The organism is Acinetobacter sp. NyZ410 (assembly GCF_022828975.1).
Taxonomy (GTDB): domain Bacteria; phylum Pseudomonadota; class Gammaproteobacteria; order Pseudomonadales; family Moraxellaceae; genus Acinetobacter; species Acinetobacter guillouiae.
In genome coordinates, this window is sequence record NZ_CP094620.1 from 2,281,082 (window position 1) to 2,303,811 (window position 22,730).

Here is a 22,730-nt window from a genome sequence, read left to right on the forward strand (position 1 = left end):
GTGAATCAAGATTTTAAGGTCTATGTCCGTCTTTTGGCGTATTTAAAGCCGTACTGGGGGGCAGCCTTACTCGTTATTATTGGATTTGGCGTAAATGCGGCAACTGAAGTTTCTGTAGCGAAATTACTTAAATATATTATTGATGCAATTCAAGATGGTAATCGTGGAGATCTTGATTGGTTTCCAGCGCTAATTATCTTGTTGATTTTTTTCCGTGGCTTAGGATTGTTTATGGGTGGCTACTTTACTGCAGTCATCTCAAGAAGTTTGGTATTTAGTATTCGTCAAGAAGTTTATGCCAAACTGTTAAAACTACCCGCACAGTATTATTTGGATAATTCATCAGGTCACATCACTGCAAAAATCATGTATAACGTGGAGCAGTTAACCGCAGCTTCCTCTGAATCGTTAAAAACATTAATTCGTGATGGTGCAATTGCTTTAGGTTTATTGGGTTATTTGCTGTATACCAATTGGCGTTTAACCTTGTGTATTTTTATCTTTATGCCGATTATTGGTTTATTGGTGCGTAAAGCTTCAAAACGCATGCGTAAGCTGTCTATTCAAGTGCAAAATACCATGGGGGATGTCAATCATATTGTGCAAGAAACAGTCAGTGCGAATGCGGTTGTCAAAAGCTTTGCTGGCGAGGAAAATGAACAAAAACGTTTCTATAAGTCTTCAGAAGAAAACTTAAAACGTGGTTTGAAAATGGTGGTTGTACAAAACTTAAATAGTCCACTTGTACAATTGGTCATGGCTTTTGCTCTAGGTATCATTATTTGGTTGGCATTACGTCCACAAATTTTAGGCGATACTTCAGCTGGCGAGTTTGTTGCTTATATTACAGCAGCTGGGTTATTGGCGAAGCCTATTAAAAATTTAACAGATATCAATGAAAAATTACAACGTGGTATTGCGGCTGCATATTCTGTATTTGAAGTTCTAGACCTGCCTCAAGAAGAAAATACTGGAACTTTAACGCCAAAATTGTTGGGTAATATTAAGTTTGATCATGTGTCTTTGATTTATAAAAATAATGTAAAAGGGATTGATGATTTCTCATTAGACATACAAGCAGGCCAAACCATTGCTTTGGTTGGGCGTTCAGGTGCTGGTAAGTCATCTTTGGTGAATATGTTAGTGCGCTTTCAAGAAATTAGTGCAGGGCAGATTTATCTAGATCAACTGCCTATTCAAGATATTGAACTCAGTTGTTTGCGTACCCAAGTTGCGATGGTCAACCAGCAAGTTGTGTTATTTGATCGAACAGTGCGTGAAAATATTGCATACGGCCAATTAGAAAAAGCCTCTGAGGAAGCCATTATTGCCGCTGCTAAAGCAGCTTATGCACATGACTTTATTATGGAGTTACCAAAAGGTTATGACACACCTTTAGGTGCGCAGGGCTTAAGTCTTTCAGGTGGTCAACGTCAACGTATCGCCATTGCACGTGCAATCCTTAAAAATGCACCAATTCTTATCCTTGATGAAGCCACCAGTGCTTTGGATAATGAGTCTGAACACTTTATTCAAAAAGCATTTGATGAAGCGATGCTTGATCAAAATCGAACCACGATAGTGATTGCTCACCGTCTATCCACGATCGAAAAAGCGGATAAGATTGTGGTTATGGATAAAGGGCGTATCATAGAGCAAGGTACTCATACTGAGTTATTGGCGAAGCATGGCGCTTACTATCAATTGTATGAACGTAACTTTGAGGAATAATCGAACATGTCTATTGCGCAAATCATTCAAGATGCTTGGAATAAACAGTCCAAGTGGTTGATTGCATTGCGGCCATTGTCATGGTTATATCAGTTCGGTTTTACGGTAAATAAGCAACTGTATCAAAAAGGTATAAAAAAAACCTATCAAGCACCTGTCCCCGTGATGATTATTGGAAATATTACTGTGGGCGGGAGTGGAAAGACACCGTTATTGATCCAGTTGGTGAAATATTTGCAACATCACCATGTTCGCGTTGGCGTGATTAGTCGTGGTTATGGGGGGCAAGGGCCTTTCCCTGCACTGGTTACTTTAGATTCTGTGCCTGATCAAGTGGGCGATGAACCCTGTTTGATTGTTCAGTCTACTGAGGTTCCCATGGTGGTGGGTGGTAATCGCCAAGCCAATATTGAGTTACTACTGCAACATTATGAACTTGATTTAATCATCAGTGATGATGGTTTACAGCATTGGGCTTTGGCGCGTCAAATCGAATGGATTGTACTGGATAATAACCGAGGTTTGGGCAATCAGAAGCTACTTCCTGAAGGTTATTTACGCGAGCCTGTGAGCCGCTTAAAACACGGTACCGTGATTGAGCATGCGCATCAGCCGCATTCAGCTCTCAATATGCATTTAGAAGTGACTGAACCTTATCTATTAAATCCAAGTTTTGACCAATCTGAACAGTTTGATCCTGCACTTGATTATTATGCAGTCGTTGGAATTGGTTTTCCGCAACGCTTTTATAACACCTTGGAAAGTATTGGTGTAACTCAATTTCAATGTCATGAATTTCCAGACCATTATGATTATGAAATTGATGATTTGCAGTTTGAAGATAACAATCCAATTATTACCACTGAAAAAGATGCGGTAAAGCTTTTACCATTATTGAAAAATCATTCTACATTTAGTCGTGAGATTTGGGTGGTTCCGGTGGGAGCGGTCTTGTCTGATGAATGTTATCTATTGCTCAACCAACAACTTACTCAACTTGGTATTGATCTAATACAAGGTTAATTTGATGAAACATATTGTTATTCCTGCGCGTTTTGCCAGTTCACGCCTTCCCGGTAAGCCTCTTTTAGAAATTCATGGGCGAGCCATGATTTTACGTGTGGTCGATCAAGCAAAAAAAGTACAGGGATTTGATGATCTTTGTGTGGCGACAGATGACCCACGTATTGCAGCGCTATGCCGAGCAGAAGGTGTGGATGTTGTGATGACTGATCCGAATCATCCTTCGGGCACAGACCGTTTAAGTGAAGTTGCTCGGGTCAAAGGTTGGGATGCTGAGGATATTATTGTGAATGTACAAGGGGATGAGCCTTTGTTGCCTGCACAATTGGTGATTCAAGTTGCTGAGTTGCTGGCACAGAAAGCGGATTGTTCAATGTCGACCTTATGTGAGCCGATACATCAGTTTGACGAGTTTCAGCGTGACAGCATCGTCAAAGTGGTGATGTCAAAGTTCAACGAAGCGCTTTATTTCAGTCGTGCACAAATTCCTTACGATCGAGAGGGTGTTAAACAGGTTGAGCAAAAGCTACATCAGCATGCTTATCGCCATTTGGGCTTATATGCTTACCGTGTCAAGCTTTTACAAGAATATGTCACTTGGGATATGGGGATTTTAGAACAGTTGGAAAGTTTAGAGCAATTACGTGTTTTAGAAAATGGACATCGTATTGCGATTGATATCGCACAAGTAAACTTACCACCTGGTGTTGATACTCAAGCAGATTTGGATCGTTTAAACGCTTTAGATGTAGCGGTTTTTGAATAGTTTGTCTTGCGTTATTTATATTGCGTCACTTGTTTTTACCTCACTTGTATTTAGGTTTTTGATTCATGGATGCTTCTAATTCTCAGGTTTATCCTTGGCAGCAACAAACATGGGAAACCTTAACTGGTCGCTTTCCAAAATTAGGGCATGGTTTATTGTTCTATGGTAAAAAAGGCTGTGGTAAACATGCATTTACCCAACATTTTTTATCATGGGTTTTGTGTTTAAATAAAACACCACAAGCTGCTTGTGGCGAGTGCGCAAGTTGCCAGTGGCTCAAATCGGATACCCATCCTAACTATGTTAATATCACGACCGATGAAGAGAATAAGAAGCAAAACGCGAAAATTAAGATCGAGAAGATCCGTGATTTACTACCATTTGTGCAGCAAACAGTAGATGGTTGGCGCGTTATTGTGATTGAACCTGCAGAAGCTTTAAACATTGCTTCTGCAAATGCATTATTAAAAACGCTAGAAGAGCCAGGTGATCGGGTACAGATTATTTTACTTGCGGAACATTATCTAAAGCTCCCAGCAACGATTCGTAGTCGATTACAGCACTTTGCCATGGATCGTATTAGCCCCACGCTTTCAGAACAATATTTGCAACAACATTTACCTGCTGAAATGCATTCTAAAATTAACTTGTTGATGAATTTATCCAATAATATGCCATTGCAAGCATTGGCGCTTGCTGAGCTAGATTGGTTAAACCGACGTGGGGAGTTTTTACAAGATTGGCAAAAATTGGTCAGTCAAAAAAGCATGCCTTTACAGTTTGCTTCAAAATGGAATAAAGAACTGAGCTTTTATGATTTTTTACAAATGTTTGAATACTTGTTGTCAGATATAATTTGTGTCAAGCTGAATCAAGTTGTAAAGAATTCAGATTTGCAATTAGATGAGCTTGCTGCGCAGTATCAATTGCAAAGCTTGTTCTCTATTTATGAAGATTTACAACAATCGAAGCTAAAAGTTGATCAAAATGTACAAACAAATCTAATTATTGATCAATTGTCGATTCAGTTAATGAATGTGACATAAAATTTGAATATTCAGGGGGAATAATCATGCAACCACGTATGGGCGGTTTGATTCAAGTCAACATCAATGATCGTGCAACTTTACAAGCCAGTTATATGCCTTATATTCTAGGCGGTGGCTTATTTGTACCATCAAAGAATCCTGTAAAAATGGGCGATGAAGTGTTTGTATTGGCAGGTTTGCCAGATCAATCACAGAAAGTTCCTTTAACAGGGAAAGTCATTTGGATTTCGCAAAAGCAAAATGGAATTAAGCCACAAGGTTTTGCAATTCAACTTACTGGTGAAAAAGGCATCTATTACAAAATGGAAGCAGAAAAATTACTCGCAGGCAGTATGTCTTTGGACCGTCCTAGCTTTACAATGTAAGCCAATTTTCAATATTTAGGAATTTCTGTGTTTGTTGATACGCATTGCCATTTAACCATGTTAAATCTTGAACCTTATGCTGGGGATCTCGATGCCGCATTACAACAAGCAAGAGATGCTGGTGTGTCCAAGTTTATGGGGATTTCTGTAGATTTGGATGACCATATCGCACTTGCAGAAATTGCCGCAAGACATTCAGATGTGGGCTATAGTGTCGGTGTACACCCATGTGAAGATCCAGCTGTGATGCAACGTGCAAGTGTTGAAAAACTGGTTGAACTGGCGCAAGCTGAAAAAGTTTGGGCCTTGGGTGAAACAGGCTTGGATTATTTTCATAGTACTGAATTTATTGCTGAACAAAAAGCCTGTTTTGCACGACATATTCACGCATCGCAACAGCTTAAAAAACCTGTAGTTGTGCATACCCGTTCAGCAAAGCATGAAACCGTAGATATTATTCGGGCTGAAAAATCAACACATGGTATTTTGCATTGTTTTACAGAAGATTGGGAGACTGCAAAGGCCGTTTTAGATTGTGGCTACTATATTTCCTTCTCTGGAATTGTTTCATTTAAAAATGCGCAAGATTTAAGAGATGTTGCTAAGCAAGTGCCTTTAGATCGCTTGTTGATTGAAACGGATAGTCCTTATTTGGCACCGATGCCTTATCGTGGCAAACCGAATGAACCAAAATACGTTCCTTATGTAGCCAAAGCGCTGAGTGATGTATATGATAAAACGCTTGAAGAGATTGCTTTCATTACCACACAAAATTTTGAAAATCTGCTTCAACAAAAGTGATTGAAAAGCACTGATTTAAAAAGCAATCAATAGAAGTGCGTCAATTTATTAACGGATAGAATTAACAAGAGAGTTTATCGGGTGAAGATGGATCGACAGGCTCAGTTTAGAGCAAGAGAAGCATTGATTTTTCAGGTTGCTGAACAACTGCTTTTAGAAAATGGTGAAGCAGGGATGACATTGGATGCCCTAGCTGCAGAATTAGATCTAGCCAAGGGAACACTTTATAAGCATTTTCAGAGTAAAGATGAGTTGTATATACTGCTCATCATTCGTAATGAACGTATGTTACTTGAAATGGTACGTGATACTGAAAAAGCATTTCCTGAGCATTTGGCTTTTTTTATGTTGCACCATTTACATCATCCTGAACGTGCAGTGTTATTCCATCAGATCGAAGAGCGATTATCCACCACTGGACAAGGCATCCATCATTTATTTAGCGAACTCTATCAAGTGCGTAAACAACGGTTACGTATCATTATTCGCATGACAGAGAGCTATCTAGAATCGATTCAAAGTTTGATGTCGGTACGTGATTATTTGGCTTCGATTTGGTCAATTACGCATGGTGGAGCAGCGATACTGAATTCCAGCTTCTATCAGCGTTATTTAGGTTGTCGAGATACCTTACGTGTCGCATTGATTGATCAGGCATTGGCTGTGCCAAAACATCCACAAGCCTCAGAACAGGTGGCTTAGCTGCAATGAAAAATCTACGATCATCTCAAAAAATGCGAGGTTTTACCTTAATTGAGGTGATGGTGGTGATCGTCATCATCAGTATTATTGCCTCATTGATCATTTTAAATATTGATGGCGTAGATCAGCGTAAAGCTATGCAAGCACGTGAGATGTTATTGCTCGATTTAAAGCAGATTAATCGTGAAGCCAATGATCAAGCGCGTATTTATGCACTTGATTTACACAATGCTACCGATGTTGCAGCTGCACAGTATGGTGTTATTGAGTATATTCCAGTCAAAGAAGACGCTGAGCAACGTATTCGAGTGGTTGACAATAAACCATGGAAAGAAGTGACGGACTTTCCTAAAAGAGCATTGCCAGAATACGTTTCATTTTCTATTGAAACGGAAGATCATCAATTCCAAAATGCAAATAACTCAGAACTCTTGGGAAATAATGCACCTAAATTGATTTGGTTTGGAAATGGTGAGGTCAAACCTGTCACAATTCAAATGTATTATCAGCAAAAGCCAGTGGGTGGGGTAATTCGAGTTGATTATTTGGGTAAAGTAGATGAAGAAAAATAAAGGCTTTACTTTAATTGAGGTAGTTGTGGCTTTGGCGATTTTTGCAGTCGCAGCAATGGCTTTGACCAAAGTCGCGATGCAATATACGCAGTCGACAGCCAATGCGATTTTACGAACCAAGGCTCAGTTTGTTGCACAGAATGAAATCTCAATGATGATGATTAATCGTGAATGGCTGTCAGGAACGTCATCCAAACAAGTCACCACACAAGGTGAAACTTGGCAGGTAGATAAAAAAGCAGAATCTACACTGAGCCCAAATGTACAAAAAATAGATGTGCAAGTGAGCCTTTTTAATCCTGATACGGGTAAAGTAGAAGCAGGGATTACCAATATGGTGTTCTTTAATTATCCGATCAAAGAAAAATAATGATGAATCTAATCAAGCATAAAAAAAATCAAACTGTGTATGCACAGAAAAGCACAGGCTTTACCTTAATTGAACTTTTGGTGGCCATAGCAATCTTTGCTGTTTTGTCAGCATTGGGCTGGAAAATATTTGACTACCTGATTAAAGTTAAAGATCGTAATGTCATACATGAGGAAAATTTAGGCCAATTACAAGGTGCGTATCAACAGATTCAGCGTGATACCTTACAGATTGTTCCGATTTCTGCAAGAAGTGGTGAGGAAATTGAACCTGCTTTAGGTTTAGATAATCAAAAACTTTCTTTCAGTAAAACAGGTGTAACCGACCCGCTTAAACAGGGGTTGTCACCCTATGAACGAATTGAATATGTTTACAATGCGCAAGAGAAAAAACTTTATCGGTTAAAATATTCAAATTTAAATCGAAATAATTCAGAACAGCCCTTGTCGAGTGTGTTATTGGCAGATGTGGATCAGTATCGTATTGATGTTTTAAATCCAACAGAATTAGATCGTTGGCCAAATGATATGATTAAAAATGATAGGCAATTACCGCGTGGGATTAAAATTAAAGTCACGATTCGTGATATAGAATATGAATGGATTTTTAGTTTGCTCAATTCTGACTATCTGATCAATAACGGCGCAGCTAATTAAATCAGTATTGTGGTCGATGCGGATCAATAAATTTAGGTAAATCATTCATGCAATTAAAGCAGCAAAAAGGTATCGCATTAATTACGATTTTAGTGATGGTCGCTTTGGCAACCATCATTGCTGCGACGATTGCTAAACGTCAAAATTACACCAATGAAAGTACAGGGTTTTTAAAACGGCAAAGCCAAGCACTTTTTTATGCAAAGAGTGCGGAAGCATTTTATTCTGAGATATTGGTACAAGACAGCGAAAACAGCAAAGAGGCAGATTACTTACAAGAAACATGGGCAAAACCAATGCCAGCATTTCCGGTTGAAGATGGATATGTCACAGGTGTGTTGGAAGATGAGTCAGGTAAATTCAATTTAAACAGTTTATTAAATAATGAAGGTAAGCCCAACGACGCGGCACAGAAATATTTTTCTAAGCTTTTGGTTCGTGTCGGTTTACCTGCTGATGCTGTTCAAGCAGTGATTGATTGGCAAGATCCAGACAATGAAACCATAGGTTCATATGGCGCTGAAACAAGTTATTACCAAGGTTTGCCTAAACCATATTTGGCTGCAAATCGAAAATTTTCCAGTGTTGAAGAACTTAAACAAGTACGTGGTTTTGAAGAAAAGAAGTATGATTTAATTGCACCCTATATATCTGCACTGCCTGATATTGCAACAAAAATTAATGTCAATACTGCACCTGCAATGGTTTTGGCAGCCATGGATGAGAAACTAGACGTAAATAGCGTACAAACAGCTTTAAAAGCGCGACAAGAAAAACTTGAGCATTTTGCCAATGTGGGCGAGCTAATGAAAATCGCACCATTTGACAGCTTGGAAGCTGCAAGCAAAACAGAGGCAGACAAGATTTTTGGAGTAACATCCAGTTATTTTAAAGCCAAGATCGAAGTATCTTTAAGCAATCGCAAGCGTCAATTTACTACACGCTTTATGCGTAATGATAAATCACAAGTTTATGTTTATTCGCGTAGCCTTGCACCATTTTGAAAATTTCAGTGAATATTTTTTTAACTATATGATTTTAAATAACTATAAAAGATAGTTAAAAGGTAGTTAAAAGGTTGGTTGATTGACTAAACATGATTCGATAAGCTAAATAGGCCTAAAAAAGCAGATCATCCTTTTGGCTAATTGCAATCAACGTGAAAATTAATGCTCAGGGTTCGAGTTTTGCTTTATAATCGAGATTCTTTACCGATTTGTTTATAAAATTTGGCTCATGTTAATTCGTAAGTTATTTAAGTTTGAAAATGCACATATTGTGCGGAATTGCACGTCAGATCGTTGCAAACGGTCTATACACGGGCACAGCTATAAAGTTGAATTACTACTTAAAGCTTCAAAACTTGATCATGGTCAAATGGTATATGACTTTGGCTTGCTTAAAGGTGTAATCAAAGAAATTTTCGACAGTTTTGACCATGCGATCTGTTTTTGGCAAGAAGATAACCCTGAATATATTCAGGCGTGTAAAACTTTTAGTGCTCGTTGGGTGGCTTTGCCAGTTTCTCCATCAGCTGAACAGTTTTCACGGATATTCTTTTTCCTCGCGCAACAGATTTTAAAATCAACCATTACCCAAAATGGGGAAGGGGATGTTGAAGTCTATTCTGTGATTGTGCATGAAACCGATACAGGTTATGCGCAAAGTTTTCAAGAAGATATTGAAAATGCTCAGATGGGACTGTTGAGTCTGGATAAAATTATTTTTTCTGAGCAGGTCACATCTGAATGGTCTGACGCAGAAATGTATGAAAAATTGAAACAGGGCATTCCGTTTCAAAACCCTGAAGTGGATTTACAGGTTAAAATTTAAATGATGATTCTTGAGTGAAATCCATCTTTAGGACAAATAAATTTTTAGGAAAATGAAATTTAGGATGAAAGTTGATGCAATTATCTGAACTCGAACAAACAAAATTAAATCAAGTTCGGTTAGATCAAAGTTGGAAAGAAGGTTTAGCTGAGTTTCTTTTGAGTCAGCAAATGGATGATTTGCGTTCTTTTTTAGTTGCTGAAAAAAATGCAAATAAAACCATTTACCCACCGAGCTCACTTATTTTCAATGCATTAGACACAACGCCATTGAATCATGTAAAAGTGGTGATTTTAGGACAAGATCCTTATCACGGTCCTGATCAAGCGCATGGGTTGAGTTTTTCCGTACAAAAAGGCGTTGCATTGCCTCCGTCTTTACGTAATATCTTTCATGAATTAAATACAGATTTAGCTGTACCTGTATCCCGTCATGGTGATCTCACCAAATGGGCTCAACAAGGTGTATTACTTTTAAATAGTGTGTTGACAGTGGAAGCTGGGCAACCGACATCACATCAAAAACGCGGTTGGGAAAATTTTACAGATCATGTGATTGATGTGTTGAATGAGCATAGAGAGCACATTGTATTTATACTTTGGGGCGCATATGCTCAGAAAAAAGGACAACGTATAGACCAAACGAAGCATCTGGTATTAAAAGCTGCGCACCCATCTCCATTGGCAGCAAATCGTGGTGGCTTTTTTGGTTGTAAGGTTTTTTCAAAAACAAATAATTATCTGAAACAATATGGCATTGAGCCAATCGACTGGCAGCTGGACGCATGACAAACTCTCCCGAAATAAATAATTATCACCCAGATCTGATTATCGAAGAAGCGAAAAAGGGATGGCGAATTATTCGCTTAAATCGTCCTAAGTCGCTTCATGCACTTGATGAATCTATCGTTGCGGCATTATTGAAGCTGTTTGAGGATTTTCATCATGATGACTCAGTTAAGGCAATTTGGTTAGATTCAACCACGCCTAAAGCTTTTTGTGCAGGCGGTGACGTTCGTAAATTGCGTCAATTGGTGATCAACAATGAAGTTGAAACAGCCAATAAGTTTTTTGAAACCGAATATGCTTTAGATTTACTGTTGCATAATTATGCTAAACCTGTAGTGGTTTGGGGTGAAGGTTATGTCATGGGTGGTGGCTTAGGCTTATTCATGGCAGCGCCTTTCCGTTTAGTTACACCGTATTCGCGTCTTGCTATGCCTGAAGTGAATATCGGTCTATACCCAGATGTAGGTGCTACACGTTTCTTAGCAGATCGTGGTCCGATTGGTTTATTTACGGGTTTAACTGGATCGATCATGACTGCAGCGGGTGGTTATGGGATTGGTTGGGCAACCCATATTTGTGATGCCCAACGTGATGTGGTTTTACAGAAACTGATTGATATCGATTGGGATCATTATCCTGCTGGCGATTTCCGTGCTTTAGATGACACCTTAAATAGTTTACATCGTCCTGTTTCACCTGGACCGTTGCAAAACTCTTTGGATGTGATTCATAGTGTTTGTCGTGGTGTAAACTTTGAACATGATTATGAAGCGATTATTGGTCTAAGTGATGCGCGTAGTGATTGGTTGCGTCAAGCCAGTGAGAATCTACAAAAAGGTTCACCAAGTACTGCTGCGATTACTTGGTTGTTATGGCAGTGGGGACGTCAAGTTCATCCGTGGTCTGAGGTTTTTGAGTTAGAAAAACAAATTTCTGATTGGAAAATTCGTCATCCTGATTTTGTTGAAGGTGTACGCGCACGCTTGGTGGATAAAGATTTATCACCAGAGTGGGAACAGGTTGAGTCGCGAACATTGCGTGGAATCCTTGCGAAAAACCCACCTGTAACAACAATTGACAGTTGGAATACGTTGCTAAGTCAGTACGGTATTATTTAAGGTCGTATGACTGAAGAAACTCAACACTACATAGATCAACAATGGATGCAGCTGGCTTTAGAGCAAGCTGCATTTGCTGCATCTATCGGTGAAATTCCAGTAGGAGCTGTGATTGTAAGTCAGGGCCAAGTCATCGGTGAAGGTTATAATCAACCGATTGCTCAGCATGATCCAACAGCCCATGCGGAAATTCAGGCACTGCGCAATGCGTGTCAAAAGATTGAAAATTATCGCCTACCAGAAGATGCAACGTTATACGTTACACTTGAACCTTGTACCATGTGTGTCGGCGCATTAATTCATGCAAGAATCAAACGTGTGGTTTTTGGTGCGACCGAACCTAAAGCGGGTTCACTCATCAGTAGTCGTCAACTGTTAGAGATTGGCTATTACAATCATATATTTCAGTTTGAAGGTGGTTGTTTACAAACGCAGTGCTCAAGCCAACTGTCTGATTTTTTTAAAATGCGCCGTGAGCAAAAAAAACAATTAAAGTTACAACAAAAGACCTTAAATGACTCATTAAAATGATCTAGAATACACAAGATTTTAGTGACAATGAAAATTGTCAAAATAAGGGTTTTAAAAATATAGTTAAAGTTTAAAAGGGTATAACAATGAATTCTATTCAAGTAAAACAAGAGTTTAATGCACCAATCGATCAGGTCTTTGACTTGTTATCAAAACATTCAACCTATAATGTGGCTTTTGCTCCCATTCAAGTTGTACGGGTAAAAGATGCTGCTGATCCTGAACGCCCAGATGGATTGGGTTCTATCCGTCGTATGGGGTTCGGTCCGATCAAGCCGATTCAAGAGCAAATTACGCATCTGGATGTCAATAAACGTATCGAATATAAGTTAATTAACAATCCATTGATTAAACATCATATTGGAATTATTGAGTTTACAGCGCTTGCTGCAAACAAAACGCGTGTTGACTATACGATCGAATTACAAGCACGTGCACCATTTGTGAGTAAATTAATACTTGCACAGCTTAAACTAGCGATTACACTTGGATTTAAGAAACTTGCTAAGTCTGTAGCTTAATTGGAAATTCAATGACAATTCAAATTATCACAATCGATGGGCCAAGTGGTTCTGGTAAAGGAACACTTGCAGCAAAGCTTGCGCATCACTATCAATTCCATTTATTAGACTCTGGTGCGCTGTATCGTTTGCTTGGATTGTCATTGCATCAAAAAGAATTGTTGGACGCATTAGACACTGAATCTGTATTGCAACAAAGTGTGACGATTGCAACAAATTTAGATATCGTATTTAAGAGTGCTGACAACGGAATCATGATTTTGTTGGATGGTGAAGATGTCTCACAAACGATTCGTACTGAACGCGTTGGTGAATTTGCTTCAAAAGTCGCAGCAATTCCAGCGCTTAGAGCGGCATTGGTAGATCGACAACATGCTTTTGCCCAGTTGCCTGGCTTGGTTGCCGATGGGCGTGATATGGGCACTTCTATTTTTCCACAAGCACAAGCAAAGATTTATCTCACTGCCTCAGCTGAGTCCCGTGCAGAGCGTCGTGTAAAACAGTTGCAGGGAATGGGGCTGGATGTTAAAATAAGCGACATTTTAGCAAATATACAAGCTCGAGATAAAAGAGATATGGAACGCACAGTCGCTCCACTCAAGCCAGCAGAAGACGCTTATATCATTGATAGCTCAGAAATGAACATCGATGAAGTGTTTAAACTGATGACTGATTATGTCGAGTTACATTTAGCTAAATAAAGAATATTTAACCAAATATTAGCCAAAGCATAGCTTGATCAGTTTATACGGACTATGTGGATGGCTTAACTAAACCGGCCTTGTCTGATCCAAGACCGTTGACTTTACTAGGTATATCATGACCGAATCTTTTGCAGCCCTCTTTGAAGAAAGCGAATCAACTCTCAATATCGACAAAGGTGCCGTTATTAAAGGTATCGTTGTTAGCATCGACTCTGACTGGGTTACTGTTGACACTGGCCTTAAATCTGAAGGTGTTGTTGCACGTTCAGAATTCTTAAACGAACAACGCGAACTTGAAGTTCAAGTTGGCGATGAAGTTGATGTTGTTGTTGAAGCGCTTGACAACGGTATGGGTCAAACAGTTTTATCACGTGAAAAAGCGAAACGTGCTGAAACTTGGACTAAACTTGAAAAAATCTTTGAAGACGGCGAAATCGTTACTGGTGTTATTTCTGGTAAGGTTAAAGGCGGTTTCACTGTTGACATCGGTCCAGTTCGTGCATTCTTACCAGGTTCATTGGTAGATACTCGCCCTATTCGTGATACAACTCACCTTGAAGGCAAAGAGTTAGAATTCAAAGTAATCAAACTTGATGCTAAACGTAACAACGTTGTTGTATCTCGTCGTGCTGTAATGGAAGCTGAATCTTCAGCTGACCGTGAAGCGCTTCTTTCTCAATTGGAAGAAGGCCAAACAGTTACTGGTACGATCAAAAATCTTACTGATTACGGTGCATTCGTTGACCTTGGCGGTATTGATGGTCTTCTACATATCACAGATATGGCTTGGAAACGCATCAAACACCCTTCAGAAGTTGTTGAAGTGGGTCAAGAAGTTACTGTTAAAGTACTTAAGTTTGACAAAGAACGTAATCGTGTATCTTTAGGTCTTAAGCAATTAGGCGAAGATCCATGGTTAGCGATCATGAACCGTTATCCTAAAGGTTCTATCGTTAAAGCACGTGTTACAAACTTAACTGACTACGGTTGTTTTGCTGAAATCGCTGAAGGCGTTGAAGGCTTAGTACACGTTTCAGAAATGGATCACACTAACAAAAACATCCACCCATCTAAAGTTGTTCAGATTGGTGATGAAGTTGATGTTATGGTTCTTGAAGTTGATGAAGAACGTCGTCGTATTTCATTGGGTATCAAGCAAACTCGTGCGAACCCATGGGAAGAGTTCTCTAAGTCACACGACAAAGGTGAAAAAGTTTCTGGTACGATCAAGTCTATCACTGACTTCGGTATCTTCATCGGTTTACCTGGCGGTATCGATGGTCTAGTTCACTTGTCTGATATTTCTTGGAACGAACAAGGCGAAGACGCTATTCGTCGTTACAAGAAAGGTGATACAGTTGAAGCAGTTATCTTGTCTGTAGATGCTGAAGGCAACCGTATCAGTCTTGGTATCAAACAAATGAACAGCGATCCGTTCAATGACTTCTTAGCTGCTAACGAACGCGGTGCGTTGGTTAAAGGTACAGTAACTGCTGTTGATGCTAAAGGCGCAACAATTAAGTTAGCTGACGAAGTTGAAGCTTCTTTGAAAGCATCTGAAATCAACCGCGATCGCGTTGAAGATGCAACTAAATTCTTAGAAGTTGGTCAAGAAGTTGAAGCTAAAATCATCAATGTAGATCGTAAATCACGTTCTATCAACTTGTCGATTAAAGCAAAAGACGAAGCTGAAGAGAAAGAAGCTGTAGCAAACTTGAAAACTACAACTGCGCCTACTGGTCAAGACAATGGTCCTAAGACAATTGGTGATTTGATCAAAGCACAGATGAACCACTAAGTGATTGTTAAGAAGTATTATTTAATGTAATTAATTAATATTTTTTATTCAAATAGTGTAAAAGGTAGCGTAGTATATGATTACTGCGCTACCTTTTTGTATTTAAAAAGGATATTATCTGGTGTATATCAATTAGCATTAAAATTAATGAGGTCTTAAATGACAACTGAAGCACTTAATAAGTCTGACTTAATAGAAAGAATTGCTCTTAAAAATCCGCATTTAGCAGAGCCATTAGTCGAAGAAGCAGTTAAGATTATGATCGATCAAATGATTGCATCATTATCTTCAGATGACCGTATTGAAATTCGTGGGTTTGGTAGTTTTGCTTTACATCACCGTGAGCCACGTGTGGGTCGTAATCCTAAAACAGGTAAATCAGTAGAAGTTGCAGCAAAAGCTGTACCTCACTTTAAACCTGGTAAAGCACTCCGTGATGCAGTAAACGAATCTGCTAATTAATAAAATTCGAATGAGGTGAGTATGCGCTATTTCTTAGTTGCATTACTACTGGTAGTCTTTGGTTATGCTTTAGCATTAGTCTTGCAGAATCCAGCTGAACTACCTGTAGATTTATTGTTTACTCAAGTACCAGCAATGCGTTTAGGGTTATTGCTACTATTAACTTTAGTGCTTGGGATTGTTCTTGGATTGTTGCTTGGTGTACAGGTTTTCCGTGTATTCCAAAACGCATGGGAAGTTAAGCGTCTTCGTAAAGATATTGATCATCTCCGAAAAGAACAAATACAGACAGCACAATTGGCCGCTGCTGAAGCTGCCGCAAGTGCTCGTCATGAAAAGACAGTATTAGATATTCAACCAGAAAATAAGAATATCAATACGCTTTAATCATTATGATAAAAAAGCGCTTTACCATCAGTGTAAAGCGCTTTTTTGTTGGTAATGATTTTTGACTGTGTCGATTATTCAACATCAAAAACTTTGTTCAATATCATCAAACAAATAAAAGAATATAAGTTCGCTATTTTTTAATCATATACGATATTTAAATAAGCTTGAGATCTGACCAGACCAGGTGTCACCGTATTTGCTGTTCTTACGTAATTGGCTTTAATCACATGTTGAATCAGCTGAGCAGTGCTTAAATTACCAAAGGTCCATTTGTTGGTGCTCTTTGATTGGTTTGGATCTAGACTAATTATCGCATTATTTTTATCACGTAAACGAATACCTACACCGGTCGCATAACCTGCACCGACTTGATTCTCTAATATATTTGTTGCATTGGATTGATTTAAGGCATCCGTGGTATAAGCCTTTATTTCACGACCTGCGCCATCATTTAAATTTGCACAATTTATACTGAGGGTTGCTGTATTGCTTGAGCTTAATGCGGTCTCATTTCCGACTAAACCCAAGTTTCGTACACTAACATCAGGCAGTGCAATGGTGTAGCTACTTTGACTCAGTGAGCATGTGGATTCAGAGATATTGACTGTTGCATTTAAATATACGGGAATTTGTGTATTTGCAGGAATAAGAACATTATCACTAACACGTCTTAAACTGATGGTTGCTATTCTTAGATTCGAAACATTGATCGTTGTGGGGTATGAGGTCATTGTTGATGTTCTAGGTAAAACATATAATGTCACCCTCATTTTTACACCATGCGTATCACCACTATAACTATAAATTGCTAATTCAGTGGTATTTAGTGTTTTTAATGTACCACTCGCCGGTGCATCGCCCATTTCAACTTTAATCCCTAAAGCTGGGTAAGCATTTAAACGCGAAATATTGGCATCATAAGGAGTCACATTGGCAGCAAAAACATTCCCAAAAATGGTTCTATTTGTGCCAACAGTACATCCAGTGTAAACACGGAAAATATCAAAATTTGCTGAAGCAACTTCGCGGGAATATACATTGGACTGTACTGATGTCCCTTCATATTTATTGATATTCATGGTACTGGCATTCATCGTTGGCATGCTATAGCCGCTGGTGAAATTGCTGCCTACACTGCAATCTGCAAATACTGCAAAACTTGCAGGGAGTGTAGATAACATAAATAACAATTTATATTTCAGCATAAAATTACTCCGTGCTTATTTGCAATTTAGGCTAAAGCTTGCAAAAGGGATTTGAGTTTTACTTTGTTGCAATATTTCTTTTGAAATATCGAATTGACAAGAATCAGTATTACTCCAAGAGACGCTATAGCGTCCAGGATTTATATTTTGCATAAAAATTTGCTGACCTTGTCCTACTGTAGTCACTGCATTACCCAAAGCATCTTTCACTTGAGCACCCATTGGAATGAGCACTTCATTTGCGTGTTTAAGTTCAATTAAGGCTTTTGTGGTTTTTAACGCTTTAAAATCCACTAAAATACTTGCGTTCGATTTAGGTACAACTTGCAATTGGGTTGCATCAACATCGGTATTTAATGGAATTGTATTTGGGTTTAAGTTGATACTATTGTATTGGTAAGGATTTAGATAGGGAATAATCGCATTGCCCCAGCGATCAATTTTAATATTATTTCCATTGGAGAGGCTGGTTCCCTCTAAACCTTTGGCATGAATAATTGCAAAAGTATCATTTAAATCATTGGCTAAGGTAATGCCGTGTTGATGTGCAACAATTGCACCTTGAGCTTGTAAAGAGTATTGACGTTGTTGATCAAAGTCGGTTGCATAAGTCGATGCTAAATAAACCGGATTGGTTCGATAACTCAAAGAACTGCTGAAGAGATCTTTATCTTTACTATTTGAATAATTGAAGTTATAGCCGAACTGCTGATTTTCACCTAAATTTCCAAATATGCCGACTTGATTGGTATTGAGTGCATTATTATCTGGATAGACTTCACTACTTAGGCGTAAATTACTATTTTTCTTTTTAAACGATAGAGGAATATTCACATTCACAAAGTATTGAGTGTCTTTATCTAACTTGTATTGATCATTTTGAGTATGTTGCATACCCACATAGTAACTGATGCCTTTATAACTATTGCTATAGCTAATTTGATAAAATTTTTGTGTATTGATTTGATGCCAGAATTCATACTGTGAAAAACTGGCTGAAACAGCACCAAACTGATGACCTAGGTTCTGGCTCAGTTGAATATAGTTTGATGACTTGGGCCGACCATTAAGTACTAATGCAGAACTGTTGTTTTGAATATAACGATTCTGCATAGCTTCATCGAAGGAATAATATTGATCATTTCCATAAACAGTACTGTTTAAACTGATATTTGTTTTTGCACCGTTTAGAGCAAGGTTATAGCGCAGCGTAAGCAAAGAACTGTCTAAATTTTGGTTGGATTGGTTAATATCTGCTTTAACAAAATTACTTTCTAAAGCGATACCACCGAGTTTGGTATTTAACGCGGTTCCTAGAATATAGGATTGATAATGATCACTGACCAGCGCTGAACTGCTCACTGAGATAAAATCATTTAATCCATAATCAAAAGATGCATTGATTAACTTCTCATCATAGGATTTGCTATTTTGACGAAAAGTACCTGCTGCAATTTGATAACGATACTGCTTTGCGCGGATAGATTGAATAAAATTATTATAAGGCAAATCAAAACTACGGATTTCACCATTTGCTTCAATAATATCTACATTTAATGTACCACCCGTCCCAGGTGTTTGGAGGTCTGTAATATTAAATGCGCCGGCAGGAACAGTGCGTTCCATAATAATTTGTTGATTTTGGCGAACGCGTATTAAAGCATTACTTTTTGCATAACCTGAAATTGTGGGTGCGTAACTTTGCAATGAAACCGGAAGCATTCTGTCATCGCTGGCAAGTTGTACCCCACGAATGGCGATACTCGAATTACTATTGATGGTTTTGGTATTGGTATAGAAATCACCAAGAGTAAGCTGAGTTTTTAAACTAGGTAGTACTCGCATAAGCTTGTTTTCATAGCTGGTATATTGGCCTGAATGATTGCTGTCTCCCATACTAGTACTACCAGAATGACGGAATTGCCAATCATCAATATTGATACCAGAATTAATATTCAGAAAGCTAGAATCTTGTTTATTGTCCTGACCATAATTTGAATTATAGTAATTGTAGTAATATTTGAGAAAAGCGCTATTTCCACCAGTTTCCCAAAGTGATGGATCTATATAGCCAAATGGTCGTTCATTTAACATCGATTGAGGGCTTGAAACATCCACTCGTTGTTCCGCTATATTCAGCTTCCAGAACACGACATGATTCATTAAGCGTGTATCGATACAGTCACCAGTGACTTTATCTAAATCGATAAGTTTATGATTGAAATCAAGCTGCTTAACAGTACTGCGTGGAATACAATAACGTTGCTTTTCAGGTGATTCGGGATCATCTGAAATATGCACAATAGAGCGGGTGATATAACGATCATTTAGGTAAATATCGAGGATGTAATCATTTGGCGCGACTTTATCGCTTGAAACAAACTTTTCAAGATCAATGGTTTTAGAATTTTGGCCGTATAAAAAACTATTATCGAATTGTGGTGCTTGCGCTATAACATTTTGATTGCATAGATATAGACTTAGCGCCAAAACACTATACCTAAGTGTGAAATGTTTCAAGCACAATTCTCCCAATAATTTAGATTAAAACTGTTTCTCTATTGTCGATAAACTGCCGTAGTCATTGATTAAATAAAGCTGTACGGACTTAGCGTCTGATAAATTTTCGACCTCAATTTGTTGTTTTGAAAACGGTTCTATAAAGCTTAGATTTTTAATTTCGCTTGGCGTACCATTTTTTAAAACCAGATTCGATTTACCAAAATTTAAGTAATAAGGTGTTGGATTATTGATTTGTAGTTGGCTGTTTACACGCTGTACTTCAACTTTTTGAAACGCTTGTTGCTGTTCCATTTTGATGCCAGTTGGTCGGTAAAACAGTTTTAAGCGATTACGTATCGCAAATTGTAAATAATTTGCTTCAGCTGTTGGCTTGGCAGGGATATCAAGCACGTTAAGCCAAAATAATGTTTCTCGATCAGTAGCAAGCTTTTGTTTTTGATTGAAAATGACGCGTAAAGATTGTCCTTTCGCTGCTTCAATCGTCGTTATCGGAGGGGTAACAATAAATGGGGCTTGGGTTGTGGTTGGATCTGCAATAATGTCTTTACTGTCCACCCATGATTGTACTAATGCAATTTGATCACCTACATTGGTTAATTGCACAGATACAAATTCTTTATCACTTGGGTAAATTACACGGGTACCTGTAATCACAATACCAGCATGCGCGGATGTGATCAAAGTACTGAGCATTAACAAGCTAGAAATAAAAAATGGTTTTTTCATTGAAAGACCCTTGGGGAGATGCAAGTCTGGTTAAGATGTGAAAATTAACCAGACCTGTTTAAAAAACTTACAGACCCAAATGTTTAATTATTGATATACAACATAGTAAGTTGCAGTCGTGCTTACATCACCAGCAGTTGTTGCACCTGTTGCATAGTAACGTGCATAAAAATCAAGATTTGCAGAACCGTTTGCAGTTGCAACATTTAGAGGTGGATCAGGAAATTTGAACAACACTTATAAGTGATATTTTGCTCCCCAAATGATGTTATAAACATCAATATATGGAGTATTTTATGGCACGTAGACCAAGAAGAAATCATTCAAATGATTTTAAAGCTAAGGTAGCACTTGCTGCGATTAAAGCAGAAAAAACACTTGCTGAATTGAGTGCTGAATTTGATGTTCATCAAAACCAAATTATCGACTGGAAAAATCAACTGATTTCAGCTTCCTCGCAAGCTTTCGATCAATCAAAAGCTCCAACAGAACCACCCATCGATCTAAAAAAACTACATGCAAAAATCGGTGAGCAGGCATTAGAAATTGATTTTTTAGAAGGTGTGTTGAAGAAACTGGGCCGCTTCAACCACAAAAGTTAATCGATGACTCACTTCAGATTTCAGTATCTAAGCAAGCTCAGCTGCTGAAAGTCTCCCGTGGTTGTTATTACTATCGCCCAAAACCTGTGAGTGCATCAGATCTGAAGCTAATGCGGTGTATGGATGAGTTACATATGCAATACCCTTTTGCAGGTAGCCGGATGATGCGTGATTTGTTGAATCGTCAAGGACATCATATAGGACGACGTCATACACGTACTTTAATGAAGAAAATGGGCATTAATGCGTTATATTGCAAACCAAATTTAAGCCAGGCTAATCAAGCTCACCGCAAATATCCATATCTGCTCAAAGGATTGGCTATTCAGCGCAGTAATCAAGTGTGGTCTACGGATATAACGTATATCCCTATGGCAAAAGGCTTTGTTTATTTATGTGCTGTGATTGATTGGCATAGCCGCAAGGTACTTGCGCATAGAGTATCGATTAGTATGGAGGTTACATTTTGCATAGAAACATTAAATGAAGCTATTGAAAAATATGGTCGACCTGAAATATTTAATACAGACCAAGGCAGTCAGTTTACCAGTGATGCATTTATTGATGTATTGAAATCAAATGGCATTCAAATCAGTATGGATGGTAAAGGTCGATGGGTTGATAATGTGATGGTTGAACGATTATGGCGGAGCGTTAAATATGAAGAGGTGTATCTCAAAGCCTACAGCAATGTTTTGGATGCGAAGAAGCAATTAAACGCATATTTTGAATTTTATAATTTGAAACGACCTCATTCGAGTCTGGACAAAATGACTCCAGATGAGTTTTACTATGACCAGCTACCACAACAAAATAAGGTAGCTTAACTAGAGCAGAGTATCACTTATAAATAAGCTTTTAGTTGTTCAAACATGTGGGACCACCTCTTTTGAAGTCACAATGTTTTGACCTGTACGATCTTTAGTTAGGTCAATCACTGCTTTTGCAGAGTTTAATAATTGAATATTTACGTTTGTTGCACCGCCAGTGGTTACGGTGTTGTTTAGACGACCTGCAGTATTAATATTTGCATTGGTATTGTCATAATAAACACCCACATTACCTACAGGGCATGCTGTTAAATTAATCGTAAATTTAGTGTCGCCATTTGTTGTCGCCGCTGTCGCTAAAGTTGATTTACCTACAGTCGGTAAAACAACAGTGTAGTTACCAGCAGTACCACCAACTGTACAGGTTTGATCAACGATTTTACCTGTAACTGTTACTGTACCATCAGCAGCCGCAAAAACTGTTGAAGATGCTAAACCTAAGCCAATGATCGCTAAACCCAATTGAATATTTTTCATAGAATTTCTCTCAATACTGCGTTGATTTGCCCTTTACTGGTACTTTCCTAATAAAGGGGAAGTGTTTAGGAGCTAAACAATAAGGGCTACTATAAATTTTTCCTAAATAAAAACAATGAAAAAAAGAGACAAATATCACATTATTTTTATCTTATAAGCACAATATAATGTTATTTGTTTTAGATTT

General features: G+C 38.3%; 26 protein-coding genes. 21 read left to right on the forward strand and 5 right to left on the reverse strand.

Features of this window, described 5'->3' with window-relative positions:
- From msbA to MTO68_RS10755, 20 genes are all read left to right on the forward strand, one after another.
- The gene (gene msbA / locus MTO68_RS10660) at window positions 1–1,731 is read left to right on the forward strand and encodes a lipid A export permease/ATP-binding protein MsbA (protein WP_244015867.1); all 1,731 of its coding nucleotides are present in this window, start codon (window positions 1–3) and stop codon (window positions 1,729–1,731) included.
- A gap of 6 nt (window positions 1,732–1,737) precedes the next feature.
- Window positions 1,738–2,754, forward strand: a complete 1,017-nt coding sequence (gene lpxK / locus MTO68_RS10665; RefSeq protein ID WP_004821223.1) for a tetraacyldisaccharide 4'-kinase — start codon at window positions 1,738–1,740, stop codon at window positions 2,752–2,754.
- A 4-nt stretch (window positions 2,755–2,758) separates the two neighbouring features.
- Complete coding sequence (gene kdsB, locus MTO68_RS10670; RefSeq protein WP_004821225.1) at window positions 2,759–3,520, forward strand: 3-deoxy-manno-octulosonate cytidylyltransferase; 762 nt, start codon at window positions 2,759–2,761, stop codon at window positions 3,518–3,520.
- A gap of 65 nt (window positions 3,521–3,585) precedes the next feature.
- Window positions 3,586–4,566: a DNA polymerase III subunit delta' gene (locus MTO68_RS10675; RefSeq protein WP_244015868.1), complete on the forward strand. Its 981-nt coding sequence runs from the start codon at window positions 3,586–3,588 to the stop codon at window positions 4,564–4,566.
- 26 nt (window positions 4,567–4,592) lie between these two features.
- A complete protein-coding gene (locus MTO68_RS10680) occupies window positions 4,593–4,934 on the forward strand; it encodes a PilZ domain-containing protein (protein WP_004821228.1) in 342 nt (113 codons plus the stop codon).
- 27 nt (window positions 4,935–4,961) lie between these two features.
- Entirely contained in the window at window positions 4,962–5,735 is a 774-nt protein-coding gene (locus MTO68_RS10685) for a TatD family hydrolase (protein WP_004720827.1), read from the forward strand.
- 87 nt (window positions 5,736–5,822) lie between these two features.
- Window positions 5,823–6,437: a TetR/AcrR family transcriptional regulator gene (locus MTO68_RS10690; RefSeq protein WP_004821232.1), complete on the forward strand. Its 615-nt coding sequence runs from the start codon at window positions 5,823–5,825 to the stop codon at window positions 6,435–6,437.
- Between the two features lie 5 nt (window positions 6,438–6,442).
- Entirely contained in the window at window positions 6,443–7,009 is a 567-nt protein-coding gene (locus MTO68_RS10695) for a prepilin-type N-terminal cleavage/methylation domain-containing protein (RefSeq protein ID WP_004720822.1), read from the forward strand.
- Entirely contained in the window at window positions 6,996–7,379 is a 384-nt protein-coding gene (gspI, locus tag MTO68_RS10700; protein WP_004821236.1) for a type II secretion system minor pseudopilin GspI, read from the forward strand. The genes MTO68_RS10695 and gspI overlap by 14 nt, the downstream gene beginning before the upstream one ends.
- Window positions 7,379–8,035 carry a type II secretion system minor pseudopilin GspJ gene (gspJ, locus tag MTO68_RS10705; RefSeq protein WP_081407352.1) on the forward strand — a complete coding sequence of 219 codons (657 nt, stop codon included), beginning with the start codon at window positions 7,379–7,381 and terminating at the stop codon, window positions 8,033–8,035. Before gspI ends, gspJ begins: the two co-directional genes overlap by 1 nt.
- A gap of 47 nt (window positions 8,036–8,082) precedes the next feature.
- The gene (gspK, locus tag MTO68_RS10710; RefSeq protein WP_244015869.1) at window positions 8,083–9,039 is read left to right on the forward strand and encodes a type II secretion system minor pseudopilin GspK; all 957 of its coding nucleotides are present in this window, start codon (window positions 8,083–8,085) and stop codon (window positions 9,037–9,039) included.
- A 232-nt stretch (window positions 9,040–9,271) separates the two neighbouring features.
- A complete protein-coding gene (locus MTO68_RS10715) occupies window positions 9,272–9,868 on the forward strand; it encodes a 6-carboxytetrahydropterin synthase (RefSeq protein WP_244015870.1) in 597 nt (198 codons plus the stop codon).
- Between the two features lie 74 nt (window positions 9,869–9,942).
- Window positions 9,943–10,656 carry a uracil-DNA glycosylase gene (ung, locus tag MTO68_RS10720; protein ID WP_004821244.1) on the forward strand — a complete coding sequence of 238 codons (714 nt, stop codon included), beginning with the start codon at window positions 9,943–9,945 and terminating at the stop codon, window positions 10,654–10,656.
- Window positions 10,653–11,774 carry an enoyl-CoA hydratase/isomerase family protein gene (locus MTO68_RS10725; RefSeq protein WP_034610216.1) on the forward strand — a complete coding sequence of 374 codons (1,122 nt, stop codon included), beginning with the start codon at window positions 10,653–10,655 and terminating at the stop codon, window positions 11,772–11,774. Before ung ends, MTO68_RS10725 begins: the two co-directional genes overlap by 4 nt.
- A 6-nt stretch (window positions 11,775–11,780) precedes the next feature.
- Window positions 11,781–12,305 (forward strand): tRNA adenosine(34) deaminase TadA, encoded by a 525-nt coding sequence (gene tadA / locus MTO68_RS10730; RefSeq protein ID WP_034610219.1) that lies wholly within the window; start codon window positions 11,781–11,783, stop codon window positions 12,303–12,305.
- Between the two features lie 86 nt (window positions 12,306–12,391).
- Complete coding sequence (locus MTO68_RS10735) at window positions 12,392–12,826, forward strand: SRPBCC family protein (protein ID WP_004821248.1); 435 nt, start codon at window positions 12,392–12,394, stop codon at window positions 12,824–12,826.
- Between the two features lie 11 nt (window positions 12,827–12,837).
- Entirely contained in the window at window positions 12,838–13,527 is a 690-nt protein-coding gene (gene cmk, locus MTO68_RS10740) for a (d)CMP kinase (RefSeq protein ID WP_004821249.1), read from the forward strand.
- A gap of 118 nt (window positions 13,528–13,645) precedes the next feature.
- Window positions 13,646–15,328: a 30S ribosomal protein S1 gene (rpsA, locus tag MTO68_RS10745; RefSeq protein WP_004821252.1), complete on the forward strand. Its 1,683-nt coding sequence runs from the start codon at window positions 13,646–13,648 to the stop codon at window positions 15,326–15,328.
- A gap of 159 nt (window positions 15,329–15,487) precedes the next feature.
- Complete coding sequence (locus MTO68_RS10750; RefSeq protein WP_004720793.1) at window positions 15,488–15,790, forward strand: integration host factor subunit beta; 303 nt, start codon at window positions 15,488–15,490, stop codon at window positions 15,788–15,790.
- Window positions 15,791–15,811: 21 nt separating this feature from the next.
- Window positions 15,812–16,177 carry a lipopolysaccharide assembly protein LapA domain-containing protein gene (locus tag MTO68_RS10755; RefSeq protein WP_004821255.1) on the forward strand — a complete coding sequence of 122 codons (366 nt, stop codon included), beginning with the start codon at window positions 15,812–15,814 and terminating at the stop codon, window positions 16,175–16,177.
- Between the two features lie 140 nt (window positions 16,178–16,317).
- On the opposite strand, the gene MTO68_RS10760 is transcribed toward MTO68_RS10755, so the two are convergent.
- The 4 genes from MTO68_RS10760 to MTO68_RS10775 all read right to left on the reverse strand — a co-directional run bounded on the left by MTO68_RS10760 (window position 16,318) and on the right by MTO68_RS10775 (window position 20,871).
- A complete protein-coding gene (locus tag MTO68_RS10760; RefSeq protein WP_244015871.1) occupies window positions 16,318–17,385 on the reverse strand; it encodes a fimbrial protein in 1,068 nt (355 codons plus the stop codon).
- Between the two features lie 15 nt (window positions 17,386–17,400).
- Window positions 17,401–19,905, reverse strand: coding sequence for a fimbria/pilus outer membrane usher protein (locus MTO68_RS10765; protein ID WP_244015872.1), 2,505 nt, complete (start codon window positions 19,903–19,905; stop codon window positions 17,401–17,403).
- A gap of 24 nt (window positions 19,906–19,929) precedes the next feature.
- On the reverse strand, window positions 19,930–20,634 hold the full coding sequence (locus MTO68_RS10770; RefSeq protein WP_239045722.1) for a molecular chaperone: 705 nt from the start codon (window positions 20,632–20,634) through the stop codon (window positions 19,930–19,932).
- Window positions 20,635–20,721: 87 nt separating this feature from the next.
- Window positions 20,722–20,871 (reverse strand): hypothetical protein, encoded by a 150-nt coding sequence (locus MTO68_RS10775; RefSeq protein WP_244015873.1) that lies wholly within the window; start codon window positions 20,869–20,871, stop codon window positions 20,722–20,724.
- Between the two features lie 59 nt (window positions 20,872–20,930).
- Between MTO68_RS10775 and MTO68_RS10780 the strand changes: the two genes are divergently transcribed.
- A protein-coding gene (locus tag MTO68_RS10780) for an IS3 family transposase (RefSeq protein ID WP_223235881.1) occupies window positions 20,931–22,063 on the forward strand; the annotation gives its coding sequence in 2 pieces (ribosomal slippage) (window positions 20,931–21,183 and window positions 21,183–22,063; 1,134 coding nt in all).
- Window positions 22,064–22,102: 39 nt separating this feature from the next.
- Here MTO68_RS10780 and MTO68_RS10785 read toward each other — a convergent pair.
- Window positions 22,103–22,543, reverse strand: coding sequence for a fimbrial protein (locus tag MTO68_RS10785; protein ID WP_244015874.1), 441 nt, complete (start codon window positions 22,541–22,543; stop codon window positions 22,103–22,105).
- Window positions 22,544–22,730: the final 187 nt, after the last annotated feature.

Coding starts and splice junctions, on each gene's coding strand:
- gspI (WP_004821236.1), top strand. CDS start 6,996: ATGAAGAAAAATAAAGGCTTTACTTTAATTGAGGTAGTTGTGGCTTTG.
- ung (WP_004821244.1), top strand. CDS start 9,943: ATGCAATTATCTGAACTCGAACAAACAAAATTAAATCAAGTTCGGTTA.
- MTO68_RS10770 (WP_239045722.1), bottom strand. CDS start 20,634: ATGAAAAAACCATTTTTTATTTCTAGCTTGTTAATGCTCAGTACTTTG.
- MTO68_RS10750 (WP_004720793.1), top strand. CDS start 15,488: ATGACAACTGAAGCACTTAATAAGTCTGACTTAATAGAAAGAATTGCT.
- MTO68_RS10725 (WP_034610216.1), top strand. CDS start 10,653: ATGACAAACTCTCCCGAAATAAATAATTATCACCCAGATCTGATTATC.
- gspK (WP_244015869.1), top strand. CDS start 8,083: ATGCAATTAAAGCAGCAAAAAGGTATCGCATTAATTACGATTTTAGTG.
- lpxK (WP_004821223.1), top strand. CDS start 1,738: ATGTCTATTGCGCAAATCATTCAAGATGCTTGGAATAAACAGTCCAAG.
- MTO68_RS10785 (WP_244015874.1), bottom strand. CDS start 22,543: ATGAAAAATATTCAATTGGGTTTAGCGATCATTGGCTTAGGTTTAGCA.
- cmk (WP_004821249.1), top strand. CDS start 12,838: ATGACAATTCAAATTATCACAATCGATGGGCCAAGTGGTTCTGGTAAA.
- MTO68_RS10680 (WP_004821228.1), top strand. CDS start 4,593: ATGCAACCACGTATGGGCGGTTTGATTCAAGTCAACATCAATGATCGT.
- MTO68_RS10690 (WP_004821232.1), top strand. CDS start 5,823: ATGGATCGACAGGCTCAGTTTAGAGCAAGAGAAGCATTGATTTTTCAG.
- tadA (WP_034610219.1), top strand. CDS start 11,781: ATGACTGAAGAAACTCAACACTACATAGATCAACAATGGATGCAGCTG.
- kdsB (WP_004821225.1), top strand. CDS start 2,759: ATGAAACATATTGTTATTCCTGCGCGTTTTGCCAGTTCACGCCTTCCC.
- MTO68_RS10695 (WP_004720822.1), top strand. CDS start 6,443: ATGAAAAATCTACGATCATCTCAAAAAATGCGAGGTTTTACCTTAATT.
- MTO68_RS10675 (WP_244015868.1), top strand. CDS start 3,586: ATGGATGCTTCTAATTCTCAGGTTTATCCTTGGCAGCAACAAACATGG.
- rpsA (WP_004821252.1), top strand. CDS start 13,646: ATGACCGAATCTTTTGCAGCCCTCTTTGAAGAAAGCGAATCAACTCTC.
- gspJ (WP_081407352.1), top strand. CDS start 7,379: ATGATGAATCTAATCAAGCATAAAAAAAATCAAACTGTGTATGCACAG.
- MTO68_RS10715 (WP_244015870.1), top strand. CDS start 9,272: ATGTTAATTCGTAAGTTATTTAAGTTTGAAAATGCACATATTGTGCGG.
- MTO68_RS10735 (WP_004821248.1), top strand. CDS start 12,392: ATGAATTCTATTCAAGTAAAACAAGAGTTTAATGCACCAATCGATCAG.
- MTO68_RS10760 (WP_244015871.1), bottom strand. CDS start 17,385: ATGCTGAAATATAAATTGTTATTTATGTTATCTACACTCCCTGCAAGT.
- MTO68_RS10755 (WP_004821255.1), top strand. CDS start 15,812: ATGCGCTATTTCTTAGTTGCATTACTACTGGTAGTCTTTGGTTATGCT.